Source organism: Rhizobium sp. BK602 (assembly GCF_014195095.1).
Lineage (GTDB): Bacteria > Pseudomonadota > Alphaproteobacteria > Rhizobiales > Rhizobiaceae > Rhizobium.
Genome location: NZ_JACIBC010000002.1, coordinates 87370 through 100457, shown reverse-complemented (window position 1 = coordinate 100457; position 13088 = coordinate 87370). Strand labels below are relative to the sequence as shown.

At 63.9% G+C, this 13088-nt stretch carries 11 protein-coding genes; 2 read left to right on the top strand and 9 right to left on the bottom strand.

What is annotated here, in order from left to right; translation table 11 throughout:
* The first annotated feature begins 17 nt into the window (after positions 1–17).
* The gene (locus FHX11_RS05885; RefSeq protein ID WP_184356030.1) at positions 18–2087 is read left to right on the top strand and encodes an ATP-dependent helicase; all 2070 of its coding nucleotides are present in this window, start codon (positions 18–20) and stop codon (positions 2085–2087) included.
* Positions 2088–2302: 215 nt separating this feature from the next.
* Here the strand turns inward: FHX11_RS05885 and mmsB are convergent, their stop codons facing one another.
* The 8 genes from mmsB to FHX11_RS05845 form a co-directional block, all read right to left on the bottom strand.
* The gene (gene mmsB / locus FHX11_RS05880) at positions 2303–3184 is read right to left on the bottom strand and encodes a 3-hydroxyisobutyrate dehydrogenase (protein WP_184356028.1); all 882 of its coding nucleotides are present in this window, start codon (positions 3182–3184) and stop codon (positions 2303–2305) included.
* 23 nt (positions 3185–3207) lie between these two features.
* Positions 3208–4263: an enoyl-CoA hydratase/isomerase family protein gene (locus tag FHX11_RS05875; RefSeq protein WP_184356026.1), complete on the bottom strand. Its 1056-nt coding sequence runs from the start codon at positions 4261–4263 to the stop codon at positions 3208–3210.
* 40 nt (positions 4264–4303) lie between these two features.
* Positions 4304–5899: a GMC family oxidoreductase gene (locus FHX11_RS05870; RefSeq protein ID WP_184356024.1), complete on the bottom strand. Its 1596-nt coding sequence runs from the start codon at positions 5897–5899 to the stop codon at positions 4304–4306.
* 161 nt (positions 5900–6060) lie between these two features.
* Positions 6061–7044, bottom strand: a complete 984-nt coding sequence (locus tag FHX11_RS05865) for a branched-chain amino acid ABC transporter permease (RefSeq protein WP_184356023.1) — start codon at positions 7042–7044, stop codon at positions 6061–6063.
* 1 nt (position 7045) lies between these two features.
* Positions 7046–7933 (bottom strand): branched-chain amino acid ABC transporter permease, encoded by an 888-nt coding sequence (locus FHX11_RS05860; protein ID WP_184356021.1) that lies wholly within the window; start codon positions 7931–7933, stop codon positions 7046–7048.
* A 4-nt stretch (positions 7934–7937) separates the two neighbouring features.
* Entirely contained in the window at positions 7938–8639 is a 702-nt protein-coding gene (locus FHX11_RS05855; RefSeq protein ID WP_184356019.1) for an ABC transporter ATP-binding protein, read from the bottom strand.
* Positions 8639–9421 (bottom strand): ABC transporter ATP-binding protein, encoded by a 783-nt coding sequence (locus FHX11_RS05850; protein WP_184356016.1) that lies wholly within the window; start codon positions 9419–9421, stop codon positions 8639–8641. Before FHX11_RS05850 ends, FHX11_RS05855 begins: the two co-directional genes overlap by 1 nt.
* A 15-nt stretch (positions 9422–9436) precedes the next feature.
* The gene (locus FHX11_RS05845; protein ID WP_184356014.1) at positions 9437–10645 is read right to left on the bottom strand and encodes an ABC transporter substrate-binding protein; all 1209 of its coding nucleotides are present in this window, start codon (positions 10643–10645) and stop codon (positions 9437–9439) included.
* A 183-nt stretch (positions 10646–10828) separates the two neighbouring features.
* On the opposite strand from FHX11_RS05845, the gene FHX11_RS05840 reads away from it, so the two are divergent.
* Positions 10829–11746, top strand: coding sequence for a LysR family transcriptional regulator (locus FHX11_RS05840; RefSeq protein ID WP_184356013.1), 918 nt, complete (start codon positions 10829–10831; stop codon positions 11744–11746).
* Between the two features lie 56 nt (positions 11747–11802).
* Here the strand turns inward: FHX11_RS05840 and galE are convergent, their stop codons facing one another.
* Positions 11803–12837, bottom strand: coding sequence for a UDP-glucose 4-epimerase GalE (gene galE, locus FHX11_RS05835; protein WP_184356011.1), 1035 nt, complete (start codon positions 12835–12837; stop codon positions 11803–11805).
* Positions 12838–13088: the final 251 nt, after the last annotated feature.

Sequence of the window (13088 nt, the reverse complement as noted above, 5' to 3'; positions counted from 1 at the left end):
CGCCTTCAGGAGAGCCCATGACAGCAGCTTATCTGGAAAAGCTGAACCCGGAGCAGCGGCAGGCGGTGGAACATGGCACCACGGCCGAGGGCAGCCATATCGCCGGACCGCTGCTGGTGATCGCCGGCGCCGGCTCCGGCAAGACCAACACGCTCGCTCACCGCGTCGCGCATCTCATCGTCAAGGGCGCCGATCCGCGCCGTATCCTGCTGATGACCTTCTCCCGCCGCGCCGCCGCCGAAATGGGCCGCCGCGTCGAGCGCATCTGCCGCGAGGTGCTTGGTCCCAATGCCGGCATCATGGCCGACGCGCTTGCCTGGAGCGGCACCTTCCATGGCATCGGCGCACGGCTTCTCCGGGACTATGCCGAGCAGATCGGCCTCGACCCGGCCTTCACGATCCACGATCGCGAAGACAGTGCCGACCTGATGAACCTCATCCGCCACGATCTCGGTTTCTCCAAGCTGGAAAACCGCTTTCCGACCAAGGCGACCTGCCTTTCCATCTATTCCCGCGCCGTCAATTCCGAAGCGCCGCTCGAAGAGATGCTGCGCGATTTCTTTCCCTGGTGCGCTACCTGGGACAAGCAGTTGCGCGAACTTTTCGCCGCCTATGTCGAGGCCAAGCAGGCGCAGAACGTGCTCGATTACGACGATCTGCTGCTCTACTGGGCGCATATGCTGCACGAGCCGTTGATCGCCGAAGACATTGGCGGCCGCTTCGATCATGTGCTGGTCGACGAATATCAGGATACCAACCGACTGCAATCGTCGATCCTGCTGGCGCTGAAGCCGGATGGCCGGGGATTGACCGTCGTCGGCGACGATGCGCAATCGATCTACTCCTTCCGCGCCGCCACGGTGCGCAACATTCTCGACTTCCCCACGGCCTTCACGCCATCGGCCGATATCGTCACGCTCGACCGCAATTATCGCTCGACGCAGCCGATCCTCGCCGCCGCCAATGCGGTGATCGACCTCGCTTCCGAACGCTTCACCAAGAACCTGCGCACCGAGCGCCAGAGCGCCGAGCGGCCGCGGCTGGTAACGGTGCGTGACGAGGCAGATCAGGCGCGCTTCGTTGCCGACCAGGTGCTGGAAAACCGCGAGGGCGGCGCCAGGCTCAAGCAGCAGGCCGTGCTCTTCCGCGCCTCGCATCATAGCGGGCCGCTGGAGGTGGAACTCACTCGCCGCAACATTCCCTTCGTCAAATTCGGCGGGCTGAAGTTCCTCGACAGTGCCCATGTGAAAGACATGCTGGCCGCGCTTCGCTTTGCCCAGAACCCGCGCGACCGCGTTGCCGGCTTCCGGCTGATGCAGCTTCTGCCCGGCGTCGGCCCCTCCACCGCCCAGCGCGTGCTCGACCATATCGGCGAAGAGGCCGATCCGGTGGCAGCGCTGGCCGAATGTCCCGCGCCGCCGCGCTCGGGCGAGGACTGGACCAATTTCGTTGCGACCATGCAGGCGCTAAAGGGCGGCAAGGCCGGATGGCCGGCGGAGATCGGCCTCGTGCGGCAATGGTATGAGCCGCATCTGGAGCGGGCGCACGAGGACGCTTCAACCCGGCAGGCGGATCTGATCCAGCTCGAACAGATCGCCGGCGGCTACGGCTCGCGCGAGCGCTTCCTCACCGAACTGACACTCGACCCGCCGGATGCTACCAGCGATCAGGCCGGCGTTCCCCTGCTCGACGAGGACTATCTCATCCTCTCGACCATCCATTCCGCCAAGGGGCAGGAATGGACGAAGGTCTTCCTCCTCAACGCCGTCGACGGCTGCATTCCGGCCGACCTCGCCGTCGGCTCGTCCGCCGAAATCGAGGAGGAACGGCGCTTGCTCTATGTCGCCATGACTCGCGCCAAGGACAGCCTCGACCTCGTCATCCCGCAACGCTTCTTCGTCCATGGCCAGCATGCGCAAGGCGACCGGCATGTCTTCGCCTCGCGCACGCGCTTCATTCCGGTAACGCTCCTGCAATTCTTCGAGGTCTGCGGCTGGCCGCCGGCCCGCGCGGAAAGCCCGGCTGCGATCCAGGCACGGCAGGTCAGGGTCGATGTGGGTGCGCGCATGCGTGGCATGTGGCGGTGAGTTGGGAACTGCCCGCTAAGGGCCGCAGCTTCGGCAAAGCCCCCTCCCCTTGAGGGCAGGGCAATCGCATATGAGGCGGATGAGCACCCTAAGCTCCTTCTCCCCAGCGGGGAGAAGGAGGGCGCCGCAACGACCTCATCTCACATGCGATTGCCCTGCGATCGCAAGTAAGGGGCATCGGAGCTTTCAACTCGCTCGATCGTCACGCATAATATTCAGTCTGCCTCCCGGAACATCTCGATGATTGCCGAGAAATCGCGGCCGCCATTGCCCTGCTTTTCGAACAGTGCGAAGAGCTGCGCCGCCTCGGCGCCGAGCGGCGTCGATGCGCCGCTCGACAGGGCCGCTTCCTGCGCCAGCCGCAAATCCTTCAGCATCAGCGCCGCGGCAAAACCGGGCTTGTAGTCGTTGTTGGCCGGCGACGTCGGCACCGGACCCGGCACCGGGCAATAGGTGTTGATCGACCAGCACTGGCCCGACGAGGTCGAGGCGACGTCGAACAGCGCCTGATGCGACAGGCCAAGCTTTTCGCCGAGCACGAAGGCCTCGCAGACGCCGATCATGGAGATGCCGAGGATCATGTTGTTGCAGATCTTCGCCGCCTGACCGGCCCCGGCCTCGCCGCAATGGACGATCTTCCTTCCCATGACGTCCAGCAGCGGCTTGGCCCCCGCAAAGCTCTCCGCCGAGCCGCCGGCCATGAAGGTCAGCGTTCCCGCCGCCGCGCCGCCGGTGCCGCCGGAAACCGGCGCGTCGAGCGACAGGCAACCGGCATCACCGGCCATGGCATGCGCCTTGCGGGCGCTGTCGACATCGATGGTGGAGCTATCGATCAGGAGCGTGCCTTTCGGCACCGAGCGCAGGATATCGGTCCAGACGGTCAGCACATGCTGACCTTTCGGCAGCATGGTGATAACCGTTTCCGCGTCGGCCAGCGCCTCGGTCAGCACGCTCGCGGCCTTGACGCCCGTCGCCTCCGCAGCTTTCAGCATGTCATGCGAGAGGTCGAAACCGGTAACGGCATGGCCGGCCTTGACCAGATTGGCGGCCATGGGACCGCCCATATTGCCGAGGCCGATGAATGCGATCCGTGTCATGATGCTCTCCTCCCAGATTCTCATTATGCGAAAAGCGGCGGCTGCGCCGGCACGAGGAAGCGGTCGATACTCGCGGCATCGACCTCGGCAAGGCTTGCCGGCGACCATTTCGGATTGCGGTCCTTGTCCATGACGGCGGCGCGCACGCCCTCGTAGAAGTCCGGATTATACAATATGCCGAGGCAGGCGCCGAGTTCGCGGTTCAGGCACTCGGCTAGGCTCGCGCTTGTCCGTCCCGCCCGCAAAAGCCGCAAGGTCAGCTTCAGGCTGGTCGGCGAGCGGGTGGCGATCACTTGCGCCGCTTCGGCGGTAAAATCACCGGGCTCCTGCGCCAGCGCCTGCAGAATGTCCTCGACGGCATCCTGGGCGAAGGCCCGGTCGATCACATCCCGGTTGGCGGCCAGGCGGCTCGTCCCGGTGTCGAGCGCCATAGCCGAGATCGTCCTGTGCGCATCTGCCGGCGATGACGTGACGGGCAATGCGGCGATCGCCTCGATCAGGGCCGGCAGGTCCGAAGATGCAACGGCATGATCGGCCAGCCCGGCATGGATGGCGTCGGCAGCATCGATGATCAGGCCGGTCAGGCCCATCCAGATGCCAGCCTCGCCGGGCGCGCGCGGCAAGAGCCATGTGGCGCCGACATCCGGGAAATAACCGATGCCGGTTTCGGGCATGGCAAGCCGGGTGCGCTCGGTGACGACACGGTGGCTGCCATGTGCGGAAAGGCCGACGCCGCCGCCCATGGTGATGCCATCCATCAGCGCCACATAGGGCTTGGGATAATGGGCGATGGTGTGGTTGAGGCGGAACTCCTCGCGCCAGAAACTCTCGGCGCCATCGGATTTCTCCTGGCCGCTCTGATGCAGCAGCCGAATATCGCCGCCGGCGCAGAAACCGCGCTCGCCCTCGCCCTTGACGATGACGCTCGCCACGGCGGGGTCGGCGGCGAAGGCATCCAGCGCCGAGGCGATCGCCCGGACCATCGGCAATGTCAGGCTGTTCAGCGCCTGCGGCCGGTTGAGGCGGATAAGACCGGCCGATCCCCGCCGTTCGATGATGACCTCGTCTATGCTGCTCATTCCCAAACTCCGTATCCCTGCCTACCTAATCAATAGGCGCTCAGCTGTTGTCGGCAAGGATCATCTCGGCGGCTTTTTCGGCAATCATGATGGTCGGCGAGTTGGTATTGCCCGATGTGATCGACGGCATGACCGAGGCGTCGGCGATCCGGAGCCTCGACAGCGCCCGGAACCGCAGGCGCGGATCGACCACGCTCTGCTGATCGCCGCCCATGCGGCAGGTGCCGACGGGATGGAAGATCGTCGTGCCGATATCGCCGGCAGCGCGCTCCAGATCGGCATCGGTCTGATAGGAGGGGCCGGGCTTGAACTCTTCCGGCCGGAACCTGGCGAAAGACGGCTGCGCGACGATGCGCCGCGTCAGGCGGATGGAGCGGATGGCGATTTCGCGATCGCGCGGCGAAGAGAGGTAATTCGGGCTGATCGCCGGCTGCAGGGCGAAATCCGGGCTCTGGATATGCACCGAACCCCGGCTTTCCGGCCGCAGGTTGCAGACGCTGGCGGTGATCGCCGGAAAGGGATGGACGGGATCGCCGAACTTGTCGAGCGAGACCGGCTGCACATGATATTGCAGATCCGGCGTTTCCTTGTCGGGGCCGGAGCGGGTGAAGATGCCGAGCTGGCTCGGCGCCATCGCCATCGGCCCGGAACGGCGCGCCAGATATTCCAAACCGATGGCCGCCTTGCCGAACAAGGACGTCGCCTTCTCGTTCAGCGTGGGCACGCCGGTCACCTTGTAGGCCATGCGCAATTGCAGATGATCCTGCAGGTTCTCGCCGACCGCCTTGACCTCGCGCACCACCTCGATGCCGGCCTGGCTCAGCACTTCGCCGCGACCGACACCGGAGAGTTCGAGGATCTGCGGCGAGCCGATCGACCCGGCGGACAGGACCGTCTCCCTGGTCGCATAGGCGCGCTTCGCCATGCCGTCATGCTGGAATTCGACACCGGCGACGGCATCGCCCTCGATCAGCAGGCGGCGAACCTGCGCCTTGGTCAATAGGGTGAGATTGCCTCGCTTCAACGCCGGCCGCAGAAAGGCCTTCGCCGTGTTCCAGCGAATGCCGGAGCGCTGATTGACGTCGAAATAGCCGGAGCCATCATTGTTACCGCGGTTGAAATCCGCAGTCTCCGGAATACCGGCCTCGCGTGCCGCCGCCTGGAAGGCGTCGAGCACGGCCCAGCGCACGCGGGCTTTCTCCACCCGCCATTCGCCGCCGGCGCCATGCATCTCGTCCCTGCCCCGGTAATGATCCTCGGACTTCACGAAATAGGGCAGCACATCCTCCCAACCCCAGCCGGCGCAGCCGAGCTGTCGCCAGAGATCGTAGTCGCGCGCCTGGCCGCGCATGTAGATCATGCCGTTGATCGAGGAGCAGCCGCCGAGCACCTTGCCGCGCGGATAGTTCAGCGCGCGGCCGTTCAATCCGGTCTCGGCGGTCGTGGTGAAGCACCAGTCGGTGCGGGGATTGTTGATGCAATAGAGATAGCCGACCGGGATATGAATCCAGTGATAATTGTCATTGCCGCCCGCCTCCAGCAGCAGCACCCTGGTATTGCGATCCGCCGACAGCCGGTTGGCCAGCACGCAGCCGGCACTGCCGGCGCCGATGATGATATAGTCGAAGCGATCCATTCCAAAGACTCTGTCGTCCCCCTCGCCGCCGACGGGAAGAGGGTTAGGGTGAGGGGCGGGAGGGTCCGGCAAACTTCGTATTCACTGGAAGTTCGCGCGGGCCCCTCATCCGCCCTTCGGGCACCTTCTCCCCGCTCACGGGGAGAAGGAAAATCAAACAGTCACCGCCGATACTCGAACCCCAGCTTCCGCCCCAGCCGCGACGCATAGAACTCGCCGATGACGCCGCGGCGGAAGAGCAGGACGCAGACCATGAAGACGATGCCGGTGATGACGGTGACGGGGAATTCCGAGGTGGCGAGATAGTTTTCCAGCGTCGCCACGAAGCCGGCGCCGAACAGCGGGCCGATCATCGTGCCGATGCCGCCGAGCAGGGTCATCAGGATCACCTCGCCGGACATCTGCCAGGCGACGTCGGTCAGCGTGGCGAACTGGAAGACCAGCGCCTTGACGGCGCCGGCAAGCCCCGCCAATGCCGCCGACATCACGAAGGCGCCGAGCTTGTAGCGGGCGACGGAATAGCCGAGCGAAACCGCCCGCTGCTCGTTTTCGCGGATCGATTTCAGGATCATGCCGAAGGGCGAGTTGATGAAGCGCCAGATGATCAGCACACCGACGACGAACACGGCGAGCACAAAATAATACATGTTGAAGGAATTGCTCAGATCGAGCACGCCGAAGAGGTAGCCGCGCGGCACCGACTGGATGCCGTCCTCGCCCTTGGTGAACTCCGCCTGCAGGCAAAAGAAATAGAACATGTAGGAGAGCGCCAGGGTGATCATGGCGAAATAGATGCCCTGGCGGCGGATGGCGACGAAGCCCATGACCAGGCCGAGCAATGCCGCGCCGGCGACACCGATCAATATGCCGAGTTCCGGCGGCAGGCCCCATTCCTTCACCGCATGCGCCGTGAAATAGGCCGCGCCGCCGAAAAAGGTGGCATGGCCGAAGGACAAAAGCCCGGTATAGCCGAGCAGCAGATTGAAGGCGCAGGCAAACAGCGCGAAGCAGAGCACCTTCATGACGAAGATCGGGTAGATGAAGAACGGCACCCAGATCAAGGCGACGAGGCCGGCGAGCAGCAGCAGCTTCTGCACCGTGAGAGCGGGCCGAGCCTTGGTATTGAGCGTTGCGGTATCTGCCATGTCACACATCCCGGCCGAAGAGGCCCGCGGGCCTGATAAGCAGCACGATCGCCATGATCACGAAGATGACGATGTTGGAGGCCTCCGGATAGAAGACCTTGGTCAAGCCTTCGGCGACACCCAGCACATAGCCGGTGACGATGGCGCCCATGATCGAGCCCATGCCGCCGACGACGACCACGGCGAAGACGATGATGATCATGTTCGAGCCCATCAGCGGCGAGACCTGATAGATGGGTGCGGCCAGCACGCCGGCAAAGGCGGCGAGCGCCACGCCGAAGCCATAGGTCAGGGTCAACAGCACCGGCACATTGACGCCGAAGACCTGCACCAGCACGGAATTTTCCGTCGCAGCCCGTAGATAGGCGCCGAGCTTGGTCTTCTCGATCAGGAGCCAGGTGCCTATGCAGACCACGAGCGAGGCGATGACCACCCAGCCGCGATAGACCGGCAGGAACATGAAGCCGATATTCTGTGCGCCTGCGAGCGCCGACGGCACGGCATAGGGCTGGCCGGAGGAGCCGTAGATGTAGCGGAAGGTGCCCTCGATGGTCAGCGCCATGCCGAAGGTGAAGAGCAGGCCGTAGAGCGGGTCGATGCCGTAGAGCCGGCGCAGGCACAGCCGCTCGACGACGGCGCCGAACAGGCCGACGATCAGCGGCGCCAGCACCAGCGCCGGCCAATAGCCGATGCCGGTATAGGCCAGCAGCAGATAGGCCACGAAAGCGCCGAGCATATAGAAGGCGCCATGGGCGAAATTGATCACTCTCAACATGCCGAAAATGATCGCGAGCCCGAGGCTCAGAAGCGCGTAGAAGGAGCCGTTGATCAACCCGATCAGCAATTGGCCGAGCAGCGCCTGGAGCGGGATGCCGAATATCGTGGTCATGGCGTCAGACCCCCAGAACCTTGTGCAGCATGTCCATGCGCTCCGGCAGTTCGCCGACGGGAAATTCCGCGACCATCTGGCCGTGATCCATCAGATAGAAGCGGTCGGCGATGCGGCTGGCGAAGCGAAAATTCTGCTCGACCAGCAGGATGGTCATGCCGCGTTCCCTGAGTTTCTCCAGCACCTCGCCGATGCGCTGGACGATGACCGGCGCGAGGCCTTCCGTCGGCTCGTCGAGCAGCAGCATGCGTACGCCGGTGCGCAGGATGCGGGCCATGGCGAGCATCTGCTGCTCGCCACCCGAAAGTTTCGTGCCAGGGCTGTTGCGGCGTTCATGCAGATTGGGAAACAGTTCGAATATCTCGTCCACCGTCATGCCTCCCCCGGCCACCACCGGCGGCAGCATCAGGTTCTCGTAGACGCTGAGGGTCGAAAAGATACCGCGCTCTTCCGGCACGAAGCCGATGCCCCTGTGCGCCGTCCTGTGCAGCGGCACCTGCATCATGTCGGCGCCGGCAAAGGCGATCCTGCCCTTGCGAGCGCGGACGATGCCAACGATGGTGCGCAGCGTCGTCGTCTTGCCGACGCCGTTGCGGCCGAGGATGGTGATGGTTTCCCCCTCGCCCACCTTCATGTCGACGCCATGGAGAATGTGGCTTTCGCCATACCAGGCATTGAGACCCTGGACTTCCAGCAATGCCGCCATCACGCCTCCTCCGTGCCCATATAGGCCTCGCGGACGCGCGGGTCGCGGCTGACCGTGGCGTAGTCGCCGGCGGCCAGAATCTCGCCGCGCTGCAGCACGGTGACATGGTGGCAGATATCGGCGACCACGGAGAGATTATGCTCGACCATCAGGACGGCCCGCTCGCGCGCCACGTCGCGGATGATGGCCGAGACGGTGTTGACGTCCTCCAGCCCCATGCCGGCCATCGGCTCGTCGAGCAGCAGCACTTTCGGATCGAGCGCAAGGGTCGTCGCGATCTCCAGCACCCGCTTGCGGCCATAGGAAAGATCGGCGGCGATGGCGTGCAGCTCCTTCGTCAGCCCAACGGCAGCCAGCAACTGCTCGGCGCGCTCATCGAGACTGTTCAGCGCCGAGATCGGCCGCCAGAACTGATGCGCCAGATTGTTCGGCCGCTGCAAGGCGACGCGGACATTGTCGAGCACGGAGAGATGCGGGAAGACCGCCGATATCTGGAAGGAGCGCACCAGGCCCATGCGCGCCACCCTGTCCGGCTTCGTCCGGGTAATATCGGTGCCGAGCAGGGTGATCGTGCCATGCGTCGGCTGCAGGAACTTGGTGAGCAGATTGAACACCGTCGTCTTGCCGGCGCCGTTCGGGCCGATCAGGGCATGGACGCGGGCATGATGCACATCGAGATCGACATTCTTGACGGCCGTAAAGCCGCCGAAATCGCGACGGAGGCCGCGGGCGGACAAGACCACCCGCGGCTCCTCCTGTCGTTCGGTCGCAGACATCGCCATCGGCCGGCCGCAGCCTCACTGCTTGACGAGATCGCAGCCGCTCTTGGCCGGATCGATATAGGCTTCCTTGCCGGGGATGGTCGCCAGCACGTTGTAATAGTCCCAGGGCTCCTTGCTGTCCTCGGGCTTCTTGACCTGCAGCAGATACATGTCGTGGATCATGCGGCCATTGGCGCCGACCGTGCCGCCGCGGCCGAAGACGTCGTCGACCGGCATTTCGTGCAGCTGCTTGGCGACCGCTTCCGTATCATCGGTGCCGGCTTTCTGCACGGCCTTCAGATATTGCAGCACGGCGGAATAGGTGCCGGCATGGATCATGTTCGGCATCTTGCCGGTGCGGGCGAAGAAGCGCTTGCCGAATTCGCGGCTCTTGTCGTCGAGGTTCCAGTAATAGCCTTCGGTCAGCGTCAGGCCTTGTGCCGCCTGCAGGCCGAGGCCGTGGACTTCGGCTAGCGTGAAGAGGAGCGCCGCCAGATGCTGGCCGCCCTGGGTGATGCCGAATTCCGAAGCCTGCTTGATGGCGTTCGACGTGTCGAGGCCGGCATTGGCAAGGCCGATGACCTTGGCGCCCGACGACTGCGCCTGCAGCAGGAAGGACGAGAAGTCGTTGGTCGAGAGCGGATGACGGACCGAGCCCAGGATCTTGCCGCCGCTCGCCTTGACGTAATCGCCAGTCTGCTGCTCCAGCGAATAGCCGAAGGCATAGTCGGCGGTCAGGAAGAACCAGGTGTCCCCGCCCTGCTTGACCAGCGCGCCGCCGGTGCCGACAGCGAGCGCATGCGTGTCATAGGCCCAGTGGAAGCCATAGGGCGAACATTGCTTGCCGGTGAGATCGGTGGTCGCAGCGCCCGTGACGATGTCGATCTTCTTCTTTTCCTTGGCGATCGCCTGCACGGCCAGCGCGACGGACGAGGTTGTCAGCTCCATGATGGCATCGACCTTGTCCTGGTCATACCATTGGCGGGCGATGTTGGAGGCGATATCGGGCTTGTTCTGGTGATCCGCGTTGACGATCTCGACCGGCACGCCCAGCACCTTGCCGCCGAAATCCTCGACGGCCATCTTTGCCGCTTCCACGGAGGACTTGCCGCCGAAGTCGGCATAGACGCCCGATTGATCGTTCAGAATGCCGATCTTCACCACGCCGTCGGACGCCCCGTCAGCGAAAGCCGCGACGCTGGATGCAAGCAGAAGTGCCAGGGATGCTATGAGACTCTTTCGCATATCCTCTCCTCCCAGAGATTTGGCCAAAGATTTGGCAAGCGTGAATCTGTTCAGAATTGGCCAGCCGAGCTCCTCAAAACGGCTTTCCCGTCCCGCAAGATCATGGAAATCGCGCGTTGACGCAAGTGACGTTTGCAATTAATTCCAAACAGGGTCTGTTCATTTTTGAACAGAAGGGGAGACATGAAGACCGCGCCGAATTTCACCTGGGACGATCTGCAGTTCTTCCTGGCCGTGGCGAGGACCGGCCAGCTTTCCACCGCCGCGCGACAATTGCGCACCAGTCACGCCACCGTTTCGCGCCGCATCGACCGGCTGGAATTCGCCTTGAAGGTCAAGCTTTTCGAGCGCAATCCGCGCGGCTACGTGCTGACCGGCATGGGCCAGCGCTTCATCGACACGGCCGAGCGGATGGAGCAGGAGACCGAGCGGCTGCGGGCGGACCTGGCGGCGGGCTCGGCGGCGCAGCGCGGCGTCGTGCGCATCAGCGCTCCGGAAGGATTTTCCAATTTCTTCTTCACCACCATGCTGCCGGAGTTCACGGCGAAATATCCGAACATCGCGCTGGAACTGGTGACGATCCAGCAGATCATGTCGCTGTCGCGCAAGGAAGCCGATATCGTCGTGGTGCTGGACCCGCCGAAGGCCGGTCCCTACTTCACGGAAAAGCTCACCGACTATCACCTGCAGGTCTACGGCTCGCGGGACTATCTTGCCGCACACGGTCCGGTCAAAAGCCGCAACGATCTGCCGGATCACGCCTTCGTCGGCTATATCGAGGACATGATCTTCGCGCCGGGCCTCGATTATCTCGGCGACATCCATCCCCGCATCCGGCCGCAATTCCAGAGCTCCAGCATCTTCGCGCAGCTATCGGCGACGAAGAGCGGGCTCGGGCTCTGCGTGCTGCCCTTCTTCATCGCCTGCCGCCATCCGGACCTGCAAATGGTGCTGCCGGACGAGGTCGACCTGCGGCGCCATTACTGGATCACCTGTCACCGCGACCTCCGGCAATCGCCGCGCGTGCGCACCGTCATCGAATTTCTGATGGATGCCGTGCAGCGCAACGCCCCGGCCTTTCTCGGGCACGGATCAGCTTAGGGCGTTTCAGCGCAATTCCGGACGGAAAACCGCTACGCACTTTTCCTGGAATTGCTCTAGAAGCTCGGCGCGGCAAATACCTTCCGCAGACCGCCGGCATCGAAACCGGATCGCTGGGCAAGCTGGATCTCCCATTCCAGCGAGGAGCGGACGATGGTCTCCAGGCAATCATGCTGCGGCACCCAGCCGAGTTCCCGTCGCGCGAGCGTGGCGTCGGCGACGATGCTGGCGGCATCGCCCGGGCGGCGCGGCGCCATATGAATCCGGAAGGCCCGGCCATGGACGCGCATGACCATGTTCAGGACATCGAGCACGGAATAGCCCGCGCCATAGCCGCAATTGGCGACAAGCGGCCGGCCGCCGCAGCGCAAATGCCGCAGGGCCGCCAGATGCGCCTCGACGAGATCGGAGACATGGATGTAATCGCGCACGCCGGTGCCGTCATGCGTCGGATAGTCGGTGCCATAGATATCGACCTGGCGGCGGCGGCCGAGGGCTGCCTCGCAGGCAACCTTGATCAGATGCGTGGCGCCATCCGTCGATTGGCCCGTCCTGCCCTGCGGATCGGCGCCGGACACATTGAAATAGCGCAGCGCCGCATAGCGGAAATCATGGGCGGCGGCGGCATCGCGCAGCATGATTTCCGACATCAGCTTGGACTGACCGTAGGGGGTTTCGGGCCTTGACGGCGCGTCTTCGCCGACCAGCTTGCCATCCGGCTGCGGGCCATAGACGGCGGCGGTGGAAGAAAAGACGAAATGACGGATGCCGGCGCGGATCGCCGCGCTCATCAGCAGCCGCGTCTTGTCGGTGTTGTTCTCATAATAGGCGAGCGGGTCTTGGATGGAGGCCGGCACGACAGCCGAACCGGCAAAATGGATGATCGCATCAATCTGGTTTTCGGCAAAGATCGTCTGCAGCAACAGCGGATCGGCGACATCGCCGAGATAGAAGCGCGCCGCCGGCGGAACCGCCCAGCGAAAGCCGGTGGACAGGCGATCGACGACCACCACGTCCTCACCGGCATCCAGCAATCTCCAGACCATGTGGCTGCCGATATAGCCGGCTCCGCCCGTCACCAACACCGTCATTCTTCGCGTCCCCGCCAAGTCTCAAGCAGGGGATATATGCGGGTTGCATTCGTGCGATTTGATTAAAACCGGAGTGCCGGGCGGGGAAGTTTGCTGCGATGGTTAGGCAAGGCTTTCCGGGATTGGTGGGATTTTAGCGATCTTGGCTGTGGCGGCGGAATCCCGCCGGAAACCATGGAATCTGTCGAGAGTGCGCCCCCTCTGTCGCTCTCGCGGCAAAGGGGGTATCAGAGGCGCCGCAGATCGAAAGC